Consider the following 18,996-nt stretch of genomic DNA (forward strand, 5'->3'; position numbering starts at 1 on the left):
ATGGAATTCCTTGTATCTATGAGAACTATGTGAGCGATGAGCGCGGATATTGAATTAGTGGGATATACCGATAGGCGTTTCACTGAGTTCGGTTGCGGTACTTTGACAGCTTGAGTAGCAGGTCACTTGATCACGACCATGATTTTTTGCGTGATAGAGAGCGACATCCGCAGCAGCGATCAAAGCATCGAGTTGCTGTGCTTCGATTTCGGTAGCGCGATCGTTTTCATTACTAGCAATACCGATACTAATCGTGCCCTTGAGTAAATGGTGTTGCCATGGAATCACCAGATCACTATAGGAACGACGTAAGCGTTCACCCAATACATAAGCTTGTGCTTCGCTGGTGGCTGGCAACAAGACACAAAATTCCTCGCCGCCGTAACGAGCGACGAAATCATTATTTCTGACCATTGCTTGCATCAAGCTGGCTATTTTGCGTAACACCTCATCACCTGCTGGATGTCCAAATTGATCATTGATGTGTTTAAAGTGATCGACATCAATCATCATTATGCTCAGGCTTTCGCCGGTGCGCTTGCTATGGCTGATTTGACGTTTGGCTTCTTCTTCGAAACGGCGTCGATTGAATAAGCCGGTTAAAACATCGGTGGTCGCCAACATATTTAATTGATGTGCGAGGGTGTAGTTAATCATCAGCATGAAGGCAAATGACACTGACATTTGCGCCAAACTACCAAATAGAAACACGATAGGATTAACTCCGGTAGCAGAGAACATACTAATCTCATCGGCTGGCGTTAGTGCGACACTCACTAAACGTGCAATCGCAAGTAAGCAAATAATACTCATTGAGGATGCTGCTAGCCAATAGGCAGTGCGCAAGGGTTGTTCGATGCGAATAAACAAGGCGCGTGCGCACATGCCATGAATTACGGCAAACGCCAAAAAATTAATAAAGATGCGTGTCTTTGATTCAAAAAACAATAATCCGAAAATGAAACTATTTGCGATGATGGTCGTTGCAAGTAGTACGGGAATCCAGTAGCGACAACGACGGCCTTCAAATGCTTCGATGCCGTTATAAATTAAGCCTAAGCCCAGTCCGAGTAAGATCGCTGCACTGCCTGCCATCAATGGCGTCGCTGGGTAACTGATTTGACTACCAATACCAAGTGCGATGCCGATCAGTAAATCACCGGTCGCCCATTGTTTAACGCCTTTTACATTGCGCGCTTGCATGCCAACCAGTGCCAGCATGCCAGCAAACAAGATGTTGAGTGCAGCCCAGACAACCAGAACTGAGCGTGGATCGATCGCTATCATGGAATATTTTTCAGAGGGTAATGAAGAAGGCAGGCAGAATTAATTTGATCCGACTTTGATGATCGCTGCATTCAATCGAGACATGACAGCAGCAGGGACATCTTTACTGCAAACAATAAAACTGTCCAGTCCTTCCGGAACACCTTCAAGATCAAGAATACGTGTGCTGCTAATGTATTGGTCGCCAGTTTTCATAAACTCCCACTCGCGTTTGTCGATTAGCATATAGGACGCACGATTGGCACCTATCATGCGCGCCATGATACGCGGTAAGACATTCATGCGGAGCTGTTTATTCCTGCTATAAAAAATCATGGACTCTAGCTCTTTGCCGTAGCTGACGGAATCTAATGATCCTAATGTTAGCTCAGGGTCGGCCATCAAGGAACGGAGATTTTTGTGCGCACTGACTTGGGTTAACACCGTGTCATTGGTCAGAACAGAGTAAGGCGGCGTTTTTTCAAAAGCGACAGAAAACTGTACGATTTGTTCGCGCTCAGGCAATTTATACCAATCGAATGAGCAGTAGTTCTTTTTACCTGCCGCAAAACTTGCCCAAATCCGTTTTGCAGGTTCTTCGATCAATTGCGTCGATATTTTTGCCATTGCAAAGACTTGTTTGGCGCGTTCTAGCCGGACACCTCTGGCGATACCGTTTTCTACATATTGAAATGGTGGGCGAGCCGGCCAGACTACAGTAATACTTGATTCCGCCAGCACTGCACTTGAGCTGCCACACAAGATTGCCAAGATAAAAAGTTGTTTGATTCTTTTGATGCTGAGCATTTCTATACTTTTATTTTCTTTGGCGCGTCGTGGTTGGTGTTGAAAGACTGAGCATTGAATATAGCGCACTTGACTGACGTGCTGAATGTAACGATGTCAGTCTCAAATTAGCGTTCGTGCTGGTGTTTGTCCCTATGCGTGTTCTTGTATTTCTTCTAGAATTTGCGCTAGCGCTTACTCTGATATCCCTTGTAATTCATTATGCCTTTCAGAATTGCTGCGTTGCAAGCTCTATCGTATCGACGTGTGGATTTTCAATTCGAATTGCAACATTCGACATGCAACATCGCTGAGACAATTGTCCGCGGTCGTCCGAAAAGTCTTGTCCGTACTATTGATTAATGCAAATAAATTCGATAAAAATCAATAAAATCAATCACTTAATTTTTGCGCCAAGCTGGCACGTATTCTGCATAAACATGCTTATCGTAAGCATTGCAGGAGAATACAGATGAAAAAGTTAGTGCAACTTCGTGGCTTACTACGCCAACTCATTGAGCGATTTGCCACCGTATTACTTGGAATTATTTGCTTGGTCGTGGTTTTGCATTACTGGTCGGATGCGGGAAGTCGCCAAGTGAAAAGTGCCGCACCGATGAAGATGCTGATTGTGATGGAAAACGAGAAGCTGATTATCATAAAGAACACACCGAAAGTGCGTTCCAGTATTATGCAAAAGTTGGGATTCGTATCGACCTAATAGGTATTTATGCCTGTAGTCGATATTAAATAAGCATTGGATTAGTGCTAGATGAGCGCGTGCTCAAAAACCACAGACCACAATTTGACTTTTGTTGGTAGTAGCCAGTCGGCATGGTATCCGTTAATGTAGAGAATTGAGTTTGATCAAATTCTTCGCTACTTCTCATTTGACGGATTGTCTTTATGTTTTTTCAAGTTCACGCATCATCACTCATGTCGTTTGGCTTGGCATTGAGCTTAAGTTTATCCTCGGTTTCTGCTATCGCTAGTAACAAGACGCCGATTGCCACGGGTACAGGCGGCGCGGTGGCGACAATCAATGAAATCGCTTCGCAATCCGCACTAAAAATACTCAATCAAGGTGGCAATGCGATTGATGCGGCGGTCGCTGCTGCCGCGACTTTGGGGGTAACCGATCCCTTTAGTTGTGGCATAGGCGGTGGTGGTTTTATGCTGATCTATTTGGCGAAAGAAAAACGATTTGTAGTGCTAGATCACCGCGAGACGGCACCTGCCAGCGTTCGCTCGGATATATTTACCGAAAATGGAAAAGCAATCGCTTGGGAAGACTCGGTGAGCAGTGGGCTATCAGTTGGGGTACCGGGGACAGTGCGCGCTTGGGACGAAGCTTTGAAGCGTTATGGCAGTATGCAGTTCAAGCAAGTGTTAGCGCCTGCGATTCAAACTGCGAAACAAGGATTTCAGGTTTCCCCTATTTTCCATCACCTAAATAGCGGCGCGGCGCACAAGTTCGCTTTGTATAGCTCTAGCAGCGCTTTGTATTTGCGTGACGGTAAGCCTTTGCCGGTTGGCTATGCTTTCAAAAATCCCGATTTGGCCAAGACCTATCAGATCTTGGCGCAGGCGGGGGCAAATGCATTTTATCGCGGCAAAATTGCCGACGCACTTTTGCAAACAGTCAATCATCCGCCCGTGCAAGGCAACGCCAAAGTCCGCCCCGGCAATATGACGCAAGCTGATTTACTTAATTATGAAGTTCGCACGCGCTTGCCCATCTATAGCACTTATCGTGGCTATGATTTGTATGCCTTGGGTGCGCCTAGTAGTGGTGGTTTGACAGTCGCATTGGCCTTAAACATTTTAGAAAATTTCGATACCAAGAAAATGTCGCGTCAACAAGTTGAGCATTTATATTTAGAAGCATCGCGTTTGGCTTTTGCTGATCGCAATGCCTATATTGGTGATCCTGAATTTGTTGATGTTCCGGTGGCGGGTTTACTAAGTAAAGACTACAGCAAACAAAGAGCCCAAATGATTCGTCTCGATCAAGCTGCAAGCCGCGCGAATGCTGCTTTGCCAGGTGATCCTTATCCATTTCAGCAAGACCCGAGTATTCCGTTGCGTCCACGTGCGTTCGCTGGTTCTGAATCAAAGGCGGTAAAGCAAGAGAGCAACCACACTACGCATTTAACCGTGAGCGATAAAGAAGGCAATATTGTTGCTTACACATATACGATAGAAGATTGGGGTGGTAATGGCATGGTGGTGCCGGGTTATGGATTTTTGTTAAACAATGAGTTGAGTGATTTTGATTTCACTGCACCGCATCCGAATATTCCCGAAGCAGGTAAGCGTCCGCGCAGTAGTATTGCTCCGGTGATTGCATTTAAAGATGGCAAGCCCGCGTTTACCGTTGGTAGCCCAGGTGGTTCTACGATCATCACCACGGTTTTACAAACTATCGTCAATCATATTGATTTGAATATGGATATGCTGCGTGCCTTAGCTGCACCGCGTATGTCAGAGCGCAATGCGGAACAGACTCAGGTTGAGCCCCAATTTATCGGTGCAGCGCAAGCGACGGGTTTGGCGCGATTTGGTCATCAATGGAAGCTCGATAAGAGCGATGCGGAAATCGGCGCCGCAAGCGCGATTCGTTTTAATCCCGACGGTACCGTGACTGCGATTAGCGAACCTGCGCGCCATGGTGTGGGTAGTGCCTTGGTACAGAAAAAATCGCATTGATGTCGCGACGAAAATGCTAGTGCAAGAATTTGTTCATGAAGTTCAGCGCTGTTTGCAAGCAAATGCAAACAGCGAACATGCACCAGCGATGCGCGCCTATATGCGCGATCAGTTTGATTTTCTCGGTATTAAAACACCCTTACGACGACAGTTGTTAGCGCAAATTGTCAAATCTATGGGAAAGTCAAAGTTCAGCGCGACCGAAGTTTTGCAACTAGCAGATTTGCTGTGGGAAATGCCGCAGCGTGAGTACCAATACATTGCGATTGATTTATTGGCTCAGCATAAAAAAGTGCTGGGTTTACAGGACATTTCTGCATTGATTCAACTAGCGCAGAAAAAAGCTTGGTGGGATAGCGTTGATGGTTTGGCCGCAGTGATTGGTGACATCGTATTCTTGTCACGTGCAAATTCACCGGATGCGCAAGCGTGCATGGATCAAGCATTGCAGCATGCATCGATGTGGGTTCGACGGATTGCAATCACGCATCAATTAGGCTGGCGTTTGCAAACCGACACTACGCGCTTGTTTTCATACGCATTACAACTTGCGGCAGAAGAAGATTTCTTTATTCGCAAAGCGATAGGCTGGGCCTTGCGTGATTACGCAAGGTGGCAGCCAGCTCGGGTTCGTGATTTTGTGTCAGCATACCAAATGCAGTTGTCGTCACTCAGTGTGCGTGAGGCATTAAAGCATTTATGAGCCGTTGTTGACAGGCGCCTTATATAGACGACAGCCAAATACCGGACCTGCCGTCTTGCCATTTTTAGGGTTGAAACGTACACGGATCTTTTCTTTGCCCCGACTTAAGGATTCTGGAATCAGGTATTCCTGTTCAATAAACTCGCCAGCCTTGTTGCCGTTCAAGACGATATGCGCGATTTCTACGTCGTCGACAGTAATTGTGAAGTCACGATTTTTCTCCTCGCCGGAATAAGTCGCTTGTAGAATCAAAGGACCTGGCTGCACTTTCATTGTGAAGCTGAAGAAACCACCTGTGCGAGCATCTCTACCATTTTTACCACGATACACCACGGGGTAAGAAATATCGGCCTCCAACTGATGATCACGTTCGGCCTGCATTTCACCTAGATGCATCGCATCAACCGCACGTAAACTCAATTCGTGTAAGCGTGCTTGTTCACGTCGCACCTCGGCTTCGGCTTGCTGCCAAGCGGCATCATCATAGATAGAAAAATACACGGCTGAACGTCGTGTGTACTGCGCATAGAAAGGCTTGAACTGCAAATCGTGTGGACGCCCAATGCCCTTGCTTTGATAATGCGCAGCACTCGATTGTATGCTGGAAAATGCCGATAAAATATCTTTGCCGACTAAAGCCGGCGCGATGCCATTGTATGCGGCTTCGCTGCTACCGAGATCTGCTGCCAGCACCATAGGGCCACGCAATATCGCCGCTACATTTGTGCTACCTTGTGCGTTCTCCATACGCAAAGCCATCGGTAAAACCAGCTTCACTACATCGCCCTTGCGCCATTCTTTTTGTATGACGAGATAATTTTTTTCTAGCTGACTCGATACGGGTTTGCCATTGACACTGATTTGATAATTTTTCGCCCACGCTGGAATACGAAACGCTAGATTCAATTTCTTACGACGGGTGGCTTGCTGTACGCTAAAAATAATCTCATCTTGATAGGGATAAGCGGTTTGCATTTCTAACTGCAAGCCTTGTTGTCGCCAATCGAGTTTGGAAGGGATATACAAATTAATCAGCAGACTATCTTGGTGGTGCCAGTAAATCGAATCGCCATGTTTGGCATGACTTTCCATGCCCGACAATACGCAGCACCAAAAGTCATTTTCTTCACTCGAATAAGCGCGCGGTACTCCTGACATCAACGGCGTCATATAAGTGAACATACCAGTCTTGGGATCTTGATGCGCCAAAATATGATTGAGATGGGTGCGCTCGTAATAGTCAAAGTACGCGGCATCGGGCTGCCAGCTATATAAATGGCGCGTCAGCTTGAGCATATTGTAGCTACAGCAGGCTTCACAAGTCTGTTCGGTTAAATGCTTTGCAATGGTGTCTGCTTCAAAAAAATATTCTCGATCACCATGACCGCCGATCACGTAGCTGTGATGTTGTGTGACACGTTGCCAGAAATACTTAGCGGCGTTGGCGTGAGCTGGCTGACCATGTACCTCGTAGAGTCGTGCTAGACCGATTAACTTGGGGATTTGTGTATTGGCGTGAATGTTCGCTAACTCATCGCGTTCTTGTTCTAAAGGTTTCAATACTTTTTGGTGGTACAAACGTAGCGCTAATGTGAGCCAACGTCTGTCGCCCGTGCGCGCGTAAAGTTCGGCAAAACTCTCGTTGATGCCGCCGTGCTCGCAATTTAAGATCAGTTGTAATTGCTCATCATTGATCCCTTGAAAGAAACGATCAATATACTCAGCGAGCCCGATTAGTAGTTGTAATGCTTGCGCGTTGCTTGCTAATTGATGCGCGTCGAGCAGACCCGCCATCAATTTGTGCCAGTTATAAAAGGGAACCCAACAACCATTCAAATCAAAACCCGCAGATCGAATTTCTCCTTGCAGCATTTCGGCAAAAATCTCTTTACCATCAACGATGCTGCCATCACGCCGTTTGCGCATGAAACCGCCCATGTAACCATCGCCATGTGCTTTTTGTACACGTGTTAATTCCGTGATGATGTAATCAATTCTGCTTTTGAATTCCGCCTCGCCGGTTTGCGCAAACATCAAAGCCAGCGCGGATAGATAGTGACCCAAGCCCTCGCCAGCAATCGTGTCCGACTCCCAACCACCGTAAATCTTTCCTTTGACCGAAAGTCCAGCAAAACGGTGGTAATTATGTAAAAAGCGATCAGCATCGAGTCGCAACAGATAAGCTTGGTTTGCAGTGAGCGCTTTTAAATACGGCGACGGCAGCAAGCGCACTTGATTCAAAGGTATCGCCGTTGCTTGGCTTGGGATGTGTTGACTATGTTTGCCGTGTTGTCCATGAGAGAGTGGACTTAAAGACAGCGCACCGAGAGTCAGCGAACTTTGTAAAAAGTTGCGACGATGTTTCAGTGTATTTGTATTAGTCACAATGCGTCTCCCTTGCCGTTCGAATTTGTCCAAGCATAAAATATACGGGAAGCGGATTATCCGGTCTTGACCCATGAAGGTTTATGATGTGACGAAACCCGCATAGTGAAATTCGCTACTCTTTCTAATAAAAACATATAGGCAGTCAACGGCAAATCAATGGATTTCGTCATATTGTTTAGTTAGCGACAGTCGTAAGCTGTGCAAACCTTTTCATCGAAGTTTAGGAATGAACTAGCTCGTATCCTTGATCTACCCACCCAGTGACGCCACCCAACATGATCTTCACTGGCCGCCCTAGTTTTGCAAGCGCGATAGCAGCTTTGGTAGCACCGTTGCAATGCGGCCCCGCGCAGTAAGTCACAAACAAGGTATTTGGAGGATAGTGATTCAATTTTGAAGCAATCATCTTCCCGCGCATCATGTGAATCGCACCATCAATGTGTCCTCTTTGATATTCGTCTATGGTACGAACATCAAACAAAATAAATCCCGGATCACCTTGTGCGAACGCTTCATGTACGTCCCAGCAATCGGTTTCATATTGCAAGCTAGCTGCAAAACGTTGTAGTGCTTCAGCACTACTAGCAGCGGCGACTTCGAGTACGGCATTGGTGGTCATAAGTTCTCCTTGAGTAAAATAAACGAATTCCGAACAAGGTGATTGTGCGCGACAGTTGAGTCGCAGTATAGTGTCGTAAATGACAGTATTCAGTCAAAATACGTCATAATTTGCAACCGCTAATTATCCAAGTATTTCTTTGCTATAGCTATGTCTGCACCCCGCGTGATTGCGCTTGCTTATGATCGACTTTGTACATTCGAATTCGCGTGTGCAGTCGAACTGTTTTCTTTGCATCGTCCTGAACTCAATGTTGAATGGTATCGATTTCAAGTCTGTGCGATTGAAGCTGGCAAGCTGCGCGCTGCTGGCGGCATTTTAGTTGAGGCGCCTTATTCGCTGCGCCGTCTCGATCAACTGCAACACGGAGATATTATTGTTATTCCTGGGTGGCGAGATATCGAAGAGACACCTCCAGAAGTATTGCTTAAAAAGATCCGCGCGGCCTACGCGCGTGGTGTACGCTTTTGTACGATTTGTTCAGGGATTTTCGTGCTGGCTGCAGCGGGTATTTTGGATGATAGAAAAGTCACGACGCATTGGCGTTATGCTGAAAAACTACGACTAACTTATCCAAGTCTGCAAGTCGAAGCAGATGATCTGTATGTTGATGATGGGCAGATCATTAGTTCGGCTGGGTCAGCAGCTGGGCTGGATATGCTGTTATATCTGGTCAGAAAAGATTATGGTGTGAAAATTGCGAATCAAGTGGCACAGCGCTTAGTCATTCCGCCGCATCGTGAAGGAGGGCAAGCACAATTTATTCCGCGTCCCATCGCTGAAGATGAACGCGGACGTTTGTCGCAATTGCTGGATTGGATACGCGCACATCCAGCACGTGATCACAGTTTATCCACGTTAGCAAAGCGTGCTGCGATGAGTGAGCGTACTTTACAAAGACAGTTCCAGCAATTAGCTAATACCACACCAAAAGAATGGATTGCACGTGAGCGCGTTGCGCTAGCGAAAGAGTTGCTTGAATCTTCATCGACTAGCTTGGCACGAATAGTCGAGTTGACCGGCTTTGGTTCAGAAGAAACCTTTCGACGCCAATTTAAACGCATTACTGCGACAAGCCCGCTTGCATACCGTAAGCAGTTTTTTGGTAGTTAGGTTCAAATAGCACTAAAAATGAGAGGACGGCGGGTGCTAAATGCTACCTTGCTAAGGCATTTGACCTCAAGTAATAGATTTGCGCATCGTCATTCATCCGCACATTTTGTATTTATAGGCATTAAAACTCAGTCATAATAGTTCTAGATCGATTGCGGTTCACCAGATTATCTATTCACAGCATAAGAGAGGCCTTGCATGTACACACTTTATATCGCGAACAAAGTTTATTCATCCTGGTCTTTACGCCCGTGGATAATGATGCGCGAAATGGAATTATTGTTTGAAGAAAAACTGGTGACTTTTGGCACTGGCAGTAACTGGGAAAATTTCCGAAAATTTTCTCCGGCGGGTAAAGTTCCCTGCTTACATGATGGTGTTGCGGTTGTGTGGGATTCTTTGGCGATTATTGAATATCTGGCAGATCGTCATCGTGGTGTTTGGCCAGAAGATGCGCAAGCAAAAATCTGGGCACGCTGTGCTGCGGCCGAAATGCATTCTGGCTTTAATCAGTTACGCTCCACTTGCACCATGCATGTTGGTTTGCGCATACGGTTAAAAGAAGTGAAAGCCGACCTGCAAGCAGAAATCGATCGTTTGAATGAGTTGTGGTGTGAAGGCTTGAATCGATTTGGTGGACCGTTTTTGGCCGGTGAAAAATTTACCGCCGTCGATGCATTTTTTGCCCCCGTCGTGTTCCGTATTCAAACGTATGGTCTTGCTATGAATCCACAAGCTAGTGCGTATGTAAAACGAATGTTAGCACTACCATCAATGCAACAATGGCAGACCGAGGCTTTAAGAGAAAAATGGCGTGAACCTGGGCACGAAAAAACAGCTTTGGCTGCGGGTGAGATACTTGAAGATAAACGTATGCAACCGTAATTTAGTAATGAATGCATGAATAACAGTGTGCATGGTGTATGCACACTGCGTATGCTGATTAAGAACTTGAAGAAGTTTAAGAACCTGAGGAAGTTGCTTCGTTCGATTTCGGTGCTTTGGATTTTTGGTGAATAATCTTCATGGTTCCTTTGTCGCAGCTTCCCAATACCCTGCCTTTGATTTGAGTATCTTTGCTCACCACCACCATAGGATAGTCTTTAACCCCTTTTCCTGCGACTTTCTTTTCAATCTTAGCCTTGAGATCGTCACAAGATAACACCCCGGCCGATGCTGAAAATGCCATGAATAATAGGCTGATAGTTAAGATTGTACGCTTCATAATCGCCACCCCCATTTTGATATTGTAAATTGTTGGCACTTAGTTGAGACCGCCTTGATCCATCTTTGGGCTGTCGTTGTCACTCAGTTGGCATTCCGTTTGCATATAAACGGATGCATCGTAAGAGTTCTGAATAAAACCTTATCACTCAGAAACAATTCCGAATAGAAATATTCGATATCCGTATAGATTACTGTTGTAATTGTCATGAACTCAGCCAACATGATCTTGGGTTGTCGCCATATACGACTGTTTTAGGATGCAGCTGCAGAAACGCTGGGAGATTGTAAGAAGTGCCTATTTGAGCGTAAAAGATAGGTTCACAAAAACTTGGCGTGGTGCGATTGGAAATGTGTTGTAAGTGCTATCAGCGGCACCCACCACCAGCGTTGAAGTACCACGGCGATTGGCTAAATTATGCACATGAAGACTGAGTTGGCCGTGACCATGCGGCGATGTCCACGGTAATGGATATTGCAAGCCAAAGTGCATCAGGAAATGTGCGGGAACGCTTAAATCATTGGTGTAGGTGGCGTAGCGTTTGCCAACATAGTCGCCAAGCAACTGCCATTCGAGCGCGTTCCATTTCAACTTCAACATCGATTTGTTGAGCCAGCTCGGGCTGGCGGGTACTTGCTTGCCTTTAGTAGCGATCCGATTGCTGCCGCTTAAATAGTCGTCTTGGTAGCTGGATTGGTTATACGATAAAGCATTAAATAGCGAAACCTGCGTGCCAAATTGCAGCGTAGTCGCAATGTCTATTCCATAGGTTTTGACATCGCCGACATTGGCTAAAATCGGATTGCCATTAACGATAGAAGAAATCACTGGAGTTGGGCTGATTTGTAGCAGACGATCACGAAAATTCACATGGTAAAGTGTGACTTGATTTTCGATTCCTGATAGACCAAATCCTTGCTGACGCGATTGCTGATTAGATGCGCCAAATTGACGGCGAGTGCGAATTCCCGTTTCAAAACTAATTGCCGTTTCTGGTTCCGCAGTGCGTTTGAATAGGTCAAATGCACTTTGACTATTTAAGCTCCATGGCGATGCACCGACGGCGCCATAAGTGATGAATTGACGCAAATTTTTCTGCAAATTGACATAGACTTGATCTTGATTGGGCAGACGCCATATCGCACCGAGTTGTGGTAAGAACCAGGCCTTGGTCGTGATGCTTCCCTCTGGTAGCGCGCTTGAACCGCCATTGATCGCACCGAGTTTCGGTTGAACAGGAAAGTATCCTTGTGCAAATTGCAGACTGGATTTAAATCCTGCTTGCAAAGTCAAAGTGGGCTGAATTTTCCATGCATCTTGCCAATGCAATTGCACGACGCGATTGTCGATTTCGCTGCCATATTGGGTGATGAGCGGATCACGCGGACGTTGATAAGGGCTAAGCGGACGTTGCTGATCGAGTCCGTACCAACGTCGGTATGCATCTGAGCGATTTTGTTCTATCCAAATGCCGGCCTGCCATTGATGCGCACCGCTTCGAGCTTGCCAGTTTGAGATCAAGCCACCGCGATTGATCGTGTATTCCGTGGTTCTGACAGCATAGCCAGAGCCGCCAAAGGTTTGCTTTAAATCTTGGTTAGGAAAATAAACTTTAAATAGTGCAGGCAAGCCAGCCACTTCGATCGGGCCGGCGACCGCACCAAGACCATCGTGTTGATGCCAATACACTTGATTATTCCAACTCGTATTTGTATCGATATCGCTTTCTAACTTGAGATAAGCTAAATGGTCTCGACGTTGAGCAACGCCAAAATAATTTCGATAATTTGGACCATCGCGGCGCGGAGGTTCGCCTTTGGGGTTTAAATAATCTTTTGCAAAAGTAAAATCGGGATAAGTGGTTGGGCGCGTGTAGGGGGCAAATTCTTCTCTTGCATTACGAACGATACTGTCCTCGTTTGGTTCGGTTTTGTCTGAAAAGTTGTAGTAAGCGATCAATTTCGAACGATTAAAATGCTTGACCCATTTGGCATTCAATTGTTCGCCACCTTGTACACCCTCAAAATCCCAAGCGCGTACCCGTTGGCGTAAGGCTGAAATATAGAAAGATTGCGGATTCGAGGAGGCATCTTCACCACTATCGAAACGCAAATAGCTGCGGTTAGCGTGATAGCTGCCTAAGCTTTGTGTCAAAGTCCATTGCTGCGTTCTATGTGGATCGCTAGAAAAATTTTCTATGGTGCCGCCCAAATTACTAGTTGAGGCCGTCGCCAAGTCGCCAGCACCAGAGTTCAGCATGACACTGCGCAAGTTTTCGCTGCTAATCGCCCGTTGCGGCGACAAGCCATTGTAGTTGCCATATTGTTGGTCGCCAAGCGGTACGCCGTCTAAGGTATAGCCTAATTGTTGTGCGCTAAATCCATGAATAAATAAGGAGAAATTTTGTTCATTATTACCCCAAGGATCAGCCGATTGAAAAGTCACACCAGCTAATTGCTGTAAGCCTTTGAGCGGGTTCATGCCTGGCAATAAACTTTGCAAAGTGCTTCCGGGTAGACTTAGACTGGAACGACTTCTTTGGGTTTGAATCACTACTGCAGGTATATCTTTATCAGTCGCTTCTGGCTCTGTTATCGCACGCGCGCTCGCATTCGTGTCATTGCTCGCCTTCGCTGCATCGGTTTGTGCCAGCGCTGGCATAGCGCAAAACAAAGACCATCCCCCCAGCACCGCAAGGGCAACTATGCATGGTTTTAATTTGGGATGGGTGACTAGCTTTGACATGGCGTCCTCATTTCATCTTGGGATGAAACCACAAAGATGGATTATGAAGTGGCGTTGCTTTTGGTAGTAAGTAGTTTTGTATTTCAATAATTCGACGATTTTTAAAATTCACCGCTTCAATCGCCTTGCCATTGTATTTCCAGAAAATCGCATCAAACGAACCGTCTTTCAACATTTTTTTGAGCCCGGCCACAAGACGTTTATGCAGTGCTTGGTTATTTTTGGACACAAAAAAATAATACGGCCATGGGTAGTGAATCAGGATATTTTCATCAATCACTAACTCGGGATTTTGTGCTGATTCTTTTTCAAACTCGCTAAAAATTTCATTGATACCGCGTGGGAATAAATCGAAGCGTTGATAGCTGAGCATACGGAAAAGATTGCTGTATTTTGCCTCGACAACGGCAATGCCATTGGTTTCATATAATTTAACGTCATCCCAGCCTACACCTTGCCCTACCGAGAATTTTTTTAGATCTGCTAAGGTACGAACGTTTTTGAGTAAGTCTTTCTTGTCTTTGTGCACTAATAAAATCCGATAGCCAAGTAGCCCTTTGCGTAGTGGGATACGGATTGGTAGATAGTTGCTTTCTTTTTCTTCTGTGGTGGAACTCCAAACGACATTCAAATCATAGCCATTAGCTAGATTATTTAAATAGCGCAAGCCATTGGTGTGTTGCTTGGATGCGCGTAATTCATAAGGACCAAATTCGGTAACCGTCTTTTCTAGAGCAGTCTTTAAGATTTCTTTAACATCGTTAAATCGTGGGTCGCCTTTTTCTTCATCGGCAGGATGGATGACTACAGTGACACCTTTCGCTTCAACGCAAGGGGACACACTACAAGCAAGGGTAAGCAGTGTAAAAACAGCGATGAGCTGTTGTTTGAATATTTGTCGAAAATGAGTCGTCTGCATTGAACTAACCGAAGAACTGCAATTATTATTATCAAGCCTGTTATCGAATCGCTGTTCCTACAAGGCAAGACCAAATGTAGCACACCTATCCTGAAGATTTGATGACATCCATGCTTGGTGAAGAAAAACAACCACAGTCAGACAGTGCGAACAAGCGATAATTTTTTACTACCAGTGCTATTGATTTATCTGAAACCTCTGTTTATCTCTCTTAAAGTTGTCAAACGTATTTCTCGTTTAATAGTGGTGACCCTAAGGCGGTGACCTGAAATACTGCACAGTGTTGTTGCGATGATCTGTGTATTGAAATACAAGCGTTAGCATTATCTTATGTTGTCTGCTAGATCGGCGGTATGAAGCAAATCAAATCTATTGCAGATGGTTTGGTTTGATCTTTGAACAGCGATATACTCCCGCACTTAGCTTAATGAAGGAGATCAAATTGTTCAAAAGACTCGTGATACCAGCGGCGATACTCGCCATCAGCCAATACGCGTTCGCCGATGAAGGTCAGTGGCAACCGTATCAATTGACGCAGCTAAAAGCAGAACTCAAGAAAGTTGGCATTACTATCCCAGCTGAAAAATTAGCAGATTTATCCAAGCATCCAATGAGTGCGATTGTTTCTACAGGAGGATGTTCGGCTTCTTTCGTTTCACCCGAAGGTTTGATCGTCACCAATCATCATTGCGCTTATGATGCGATTCAGCGTAATTCTAGTGCGAAGAAAAACTATATTGCCGATGGTTTCCTTGCCAAGACGCGCGCGGAAGAATTAGCCGCGGGCCCAAGTGCGCGTGTCTACATCACTGATAAAGTAGAAAATGTCACGAAAGAAGTGACTGCCGGCTTAAGCGATAAAATGTCCGGCCGTGAGCGTCGTGAAATGATCCAAAGCAAAATCAAAAAGATCATTGCAGATTGCGAGCAAGATAAAGCCTATCGCTGCTCGGTGCCAAGTTTTCATCGTGGCCTAGAATACTATCGTATTCGTCAAATGATGATTCGTGACGTACGTTTGGTATATGCACCAGCAGATATGATTGGTAACTATGGTGGCGATATCGATAATTTCGAATGGCCACGCCACACCGGTGATTTCGCTTTCTTGCGTGCTTACGTCGGTAAAGATGGTCGTCCAGCAGATCCTTCTCCTGAAAATGTGCCATATAAATCAAAAGACTTTTTAGTGGTATCTGCCGAAGGTTTGAAGAATGGCGATCCAATTTTGTTAGCTGGCTATCCAGGTCGTACTAGCCGCTATAAATTGCCTGCTGAAATTCGATTCGCACGTGATACTGATTATCCTTTACGTGCTGCCGAAATGTTAGCGGACATCGCTACCATCGAAGCGGCGACTAAAGGGAATGCGGATGATGAAGTGCGCTATGCCAGCGTCGTTAAAGGCATCAATAACCGTCTTAAAAAGACCCAAGGTTTGATTGATGGTTTCGCGCGTAAAGATATTGCCGCGATTAAAGATGCACAGGATGCGCAATTCCGCAATTGGTTGATCGGATCAAGCAAAAATCCAACAGAAGCGAAAGCCTTATTATCAAAGCTCGATGCGGTGATTGCTGAAGACATGGCGCTGTCGCAAGAAGAGCTGGCCTATGCAGTGGCGACCAACAGTGATTTGTTGTCGAGCGCACGTAGCTTGTACCGTTTGGCAATTGAAAAAGAGAAGCCAAACGCGCAGCGTGAAGGCGGTTATCAAGAGCGTGATCTTGCATTTATCAAAGGCCGTCTCACTCGCTTGGAACAATCTTTCCTTGCCAAAGTAGATCGCGCCCGTTTGACAGCAGGATTAGCACGTTATGCCAAGTTAGCAGTCCATCCTGCAGGTTTGGACGCCTTGTTACCTTCAGTAGAAGCCGCAGCAGGTTTGTATGAGAAAACCCAATTGACCGATACCGCAAAGCGCTTAGCGTGGATGGATAAAGATCGCGCAGCGTTCACGCAATCGGATGATGCGTTTATCCAGTTAGCCGTGAAGTTGCATGACATTGGCATGTCTTTGGAAAATCGTCGTAAAGAAGTCGATGGCAATTTGGATTTCATCATTCCTCAATACATGCAAGCAGTGATTGATTGGAAGAAGTCTCAAGGCAAGCCTGTCTATCCAGATGCGAATTCAACGCTGCGTGTAACTTTTGGTAATGTCGGTTCTTACTCGCCACGAGATGGCATCACCAAAGGGCCATTTACCACGGTTGAAGGCATTGTTGAAAAACACACTGGCAAAGATCCTTTCATCGCCCCAGCGCCGTTGCTACAAGCGATCAAAGAAAAACGCTATGGTGTGTTCAAAGACAAAGTTTTGGGTACGGTTCCTGTCGATTTCTTATCCAGCGCAGATACTACTGGCGGCAATTCAGGTTCAGCGGTGATGAATAAGCGCGGCGAATTGATTGGTTTGAATTTTGATTCAACCTATGAATCGATTACCAAAGACTGGTACTTCGATCCAGCAATTACGAAGGCGATTCACGTCGATATTCGCTACATGCTGTGGATCATGAAAGAAGTTGATCGTGCGGATAATGTATTGAAAGAGATGACAATTAAGTATCCGAAGTAATTATTTAATCGTTTTATATTCGCTTCATTTTCATCTTAGAAATAGCGGTCAGTTACAAGCTGATCGCTATCTTTTTGTGTTCTTTTTGCCGATGAAAGATTTGTTTGCTGTCGAAGTTGCGTGACTAGTATCAGATCCAAACGTGGTTAAAGGTTTTGCCTGACTAATCGCCAAAACTGCAGGATGGGTGATCTTGCGTTGTACTGAGATCGCATAAAACTGCTCGGTGATGTCCTCAGTAGTGCCAACCAGTTCCAAATCATATTGACGCATCACCATATCAGCGATGGCGCTCGGTTTTGCAAAAAAGCCGACACCAGCTTCGCCAAACGCACTCATCAAAGCACTATCGTCAAACTCACCTGCAATGCGTGGGCGTACGCCTTGTGTCTCGAACCAATGCATCAAACGTGAACGCAATGCCGAATCTTCACCTGGCAATAAAATCGGCGCACCATCAAGACATGTGGGAAATGGCTGGGGGTATTGTTCGCGTAAACCGCGCGTGGCAAAAAAACTTAGACCGCATTCGCCTAGCGGATGATTAAAGCCACGCACATTTGCGCTTGGTGGCATCGGCGTATCGGTGATCACAATATCGAGCTTATGACGTGCAAGTTCTGCCAATAAGTCGTCGAGTTTGCCTTCTCGACAATTAATCCTTAAGGTTTGCGGCAAGCTGAGGGCGGGCGCGAGTAACTTGTAAGCGACGGCTTTTGCCACCGCATCAGATACACCGACCCGTAATTGCACTGTGCGCTCAGTGGGATGATGTCTGAGCACTTGTTCCAATTCTTGCCCTAATAAGAAGATTTCTTCGGCATAGGCTAAAACTAGACGACCCGCTTCGGTTAGTTCTAAATTGCGCCCAGCTTTTTCAAATAGAGCTTCGCCCTGTAAATCTTCAAACAAACTGAGTTGACCGCTAATCGTTTGTGGCGTTACGTGCAGTTGCTCGCTGGCACGCGCAATACTGCCGGTTTTGGCGACCATCCAAAAATAATACAAATGCTTGTAATTTAAATGTGCCATGCCTGAGCCTTTGAAGGATTTTTTAGATACATCGGTTTTTTCGATTTATATAGAAATTATATTCGACTTTTCTTTATAAATGCACTGGCCTACACTTGCGTCACCCAAATAGGGATAAAAGTTAAAACAGTTTTTAGGAGAGAACCATGAGTATCTTAGACCGTAGCACGATGCGCGATGCGCAAACAGTCGATTATGTAGATAGTAGCGCGATCAGCGGACATAAAGTACTGCGCAACACTTATATGTTGCTGTCTATGACTTTATTGTTTTCCGCAATTACTGCTGGCATTAGTATCGCTTTCGCTTTGCCAAGTATGGGCATTATCGTCACTTTGCTTGGCTATTTTGGCTTGTTATTTTTGACTACTAAGTTACGTAACAGTGCTTGGGGTATTGCATCTGTGTTTGCTTTGACTGGCTTTATGGGTTTGACTTTAGGTCCAATCATTACCCGTTACTTAGGCATGCCAAGCGGTAGTGGCATCGTGATGAGCGCGATGGGTTTGACTGCTGTGATCTTCATGGGCTTGTCTGCTTATGTGTTAATTAGCAAGCGCGATTTCAGTTTCATGGGTGGCTTCTTGGCGGTTGGTGTGTTGGTTGCATTCGTGGCTGGCTTAGGTGCGATCTTCTTTGAAGTTCCTGCCTTATCGATCGCCGTCTCTGCCGCATTCGTTTTGTTGATGTCCGGTATGATCTTGTTCGAAACAAGCAATATTGTGCGCGGTGGTGAGACGAACTACATCATGGCAACAGTCAGCTTGTACATCACGATTTTTAACTTGTTCACTAGCTTGTTGCAAATCTTAGGATTTATGGAAAAAGAATAATTCGTCAATCACGAATCTTATCTTCCTATTCAAGTAATTCTGGTGGGATAGGCTTTATCCCACCACTCTCTCTGATC

General features: G+C 45.6%; 15 protein-coding genes. 7 read left to right on the forward strand and 8 right to left on the reverse strand.

Annotated elements, in window-relative coordinates:
• Positions 1-54 precede the first annotated feature (54 nt).
• Together KDM92_RS05155 and KDM92_RS05160 are read right to left on the reverse strand one after the other, a co-directional pair.
• The gene (locus tag KDM92_RS05155) at positions 55-1,287 is read right to left on the reverse strand and encodes a GGDEF domain-containing protein (RefSeq protein WP_212683312.1); all 1,233 of its coding nucleotides are present in this window, start codon (positions 1,285-1,287) and stop codon (positions 55-57) included.
• A gap of 39 nt (positions 1,288-1,326) precedes the next feature.
• Entirely contained in the window at positions 1,327-2,073 is a 747-nt protein-coding gene (locus KDM92_RS05160) for a transporter substrate-binding domain-containing protein (RefSeq protein ID WP_212683313.1), read from the reverse strand.
• Between the two features lie 451 nt (positions 2,074-2,524).
• Between KDM92_RS05160 and KDM92_RS05165 the strand changes: the two genes are divergently transcribed.
• The 3 genes from KDM92_RS05165 (at position 2,525) to KDM92_RS05175 (ending at position 5,464) form a co-directional block, all read left to right on the forward strand.
• Entirely contained in the window at positions 2,525-2,773 is a 249-nt protein-coding gene (locus KDM92_RS05165; RefSeq protein ID WP_212683314.1) for a hypothetical protein, read from the forward strand.
• A gap of 185 nt (positions 2,774-2,958) precedes the next feature.
• A complete protein-coding gene (gene ggt / locus KDM92_RS05170) occupies positions 2,959-4,761 on the forward strand; it encodes a gamma-glutamyltransferase (RefSeq protein ID WP_230408174.1) in 1,803 nt (600 codons plus the stop codon).
• Between the two features lie 13 nt (positions 4,762-4,774).
• Complete coding sequence (locus KDM92_RS05175; RefSeq protein ID WP_212683315.1) at positions 4,775-5,464, forward strand: DNA alkylation repair protein; 690 nt, start codon at positions 4,775-4,777, stop codon at positions 5,462-5,464.
• Here the strand turns inward: KDM92_RS05175 and KDM92_RS05180 are convergent.
• Together KDM92_RS05180 and KDM92_RS05185 are read right to left on the reverse strand one after the other, a co-directional pair.
• Entirely contained in the window at positions 5,459-7,849 is a 2,391-nt protein-coding gene (locus KDM92_RS05180; protein ID WP_329603129.1) for a glycoside hydrolase family 127 protein, read from the reverse strand. The two genes, KDM92_RS05175 and KDM92_RS05180, sit on opposite strands and share 6 nt — an antisense overlap.
• A 223-nt stretch (positions 7,850-8,072) precedes the next feature.
• Positions 8,073-8,471: a rhodanese-like domain-containing protein gene (locus KDM92_RS05185; RefSeq protein ID WP_212683317.1), complete on the reverse strand. Its 399-nt coding sequence runs from the start codon at positions 8,469-8,471 to the stop codon at positions 8,073-8,075.
• 150 nt (positions 8,472-8,621) lie between these two features.
• Between KDM92_RS05185 and ftrA the strand changes: the two genes are divergently transcribed.
• Positions 8,622-9,584 (forward strand): transcriptional regulator FtrA, encoded by a 963-nt coding sequence (gene ftrA, locus KDM92_RS05190; protein WP_212683318.1) that lies wholly within the window; start codon positions 8,622-8,624, stop codon positions 9,582-9,584.
• A gap of 198 nt (positions 9,585-9,782) precedes the next feature.
• The gene (locus KDM92_RS05195) at positions 9,783-10,469 is read left to right on the forward strand and encodes a glutathione S-transferase family protein (protein WP_212683319.1); all 687 of its coding nucleotides are present in this window, start codon (positions 9,783-9,785) and stop codon (positions 10,467-10,469) included.
• A gap of 76 nt (positions 10,470-10,545) precedes the next feature.
• Here the strand turns inward: KDM92_RS05195 and KDM92_RS05200 are convergent, their stop codons facing one another.
• The 3 genes from KDM92_RS05200 to KDM92_RS05210 all read right to left on the reverse strand — a co-directional run bounded on the left by KDM92_RS05200 (position 10,546) and on the right by KDM92_RS05210 (position 14,395).
• Entirely contained in the window at positions 10,546-10,848 is a 303-nt protein-coding gene (locus tag KDM92_RS05200; RefSeq protein WP_212683320.1) for a DUF1161 domain-containing protein, read from the reverse strand.
• 258 nt (positions 10,849-11,106) lie between these two features.
• Positions 11,107-13,554 (reverse strand): TonB-dependent receptor, encoded by a 2,448-nt coding sequence (locus tag KDM92_RS05205; protein ID WP_230408175.1) that lies wholly within the window; start codon positions 13,552-13,554, stop codon positions 11,107-11,109.
• 7 nt (positions 13,555-13,561) lie between these two features.
• Complete coding sequence (locus KDM92_RS05210) at positions 13,562-14,395, reverse strand: amino acid ABC transporter substrate-binding protein (protein ID WP_329603130.1); 834 nt, start codon at positions 14,393-14,395, stop codon at positions 13,562-13,564.
• A gap of 520 nt (positions 14,396-14,915) precedes the next feature.
• On the opposite strand from KDM92_RS05210, the gene KDM92_RS05215 reads away from it, so the two are divergent.
• A complete protein-coding gene (locus tag KDM92_RS05215) occupies positions 14,916-17,054 on the forward strand; it encodes a S46 family peptidase (protein WP_369123442.1) in 2,139 nt (712 codons plus the stop codon).
• A gap of 66 nt (positions 17,055-17,120) precedes the next feature.
• Here KDM92_RS05215 and nhaR read toward each other — a convergent pair whose 3' ends face one another.
• On the reverse strand, positions 17,121-18,086 hold the full coding sequence (nhaR, locus tag KDM92_RS05220) for a transcriptional activator NhaR (RefSeq protein WP_212683323.1): 966 nt from the start codon (positions 18,084-18,086) through the stop codon (positions 17,121-17,123).
• Positions 18,087-18,232: 146 nt separating this feature from the next.
• Here nhaR and KDM92_RS05225 point away from each other — a divergent pair, with 146 nt between their 5' ends.
• Positions 18,233-18,919 carry a Bax inhibitor-1/YccA family protein gene (locus KDM92_RS05225; RefSeq protein ID WP_212683324.1) on the forward strand — a complete coding sequence of 229 codons (687 nt, stop codon included), beginning with the start codon at positions 18,233-18,235 and terminating at the stop codon, positions 18,917-18,919.
• Positions 18,920-18,996: the final 77 nt, after the last annotated feature.

It is taken from the genome of Affinundibacterium baiyunense, assembly GCF_018139645.1.
In the GTDB taxonomy this organism is placed as follows: domain Bacteria; phylum Pseudomonadota; class Gammaproteobacteria; order Burkholderiales; family Burkholderiaceae_D; genus Undibacterium; species Undibacterium baiyunense.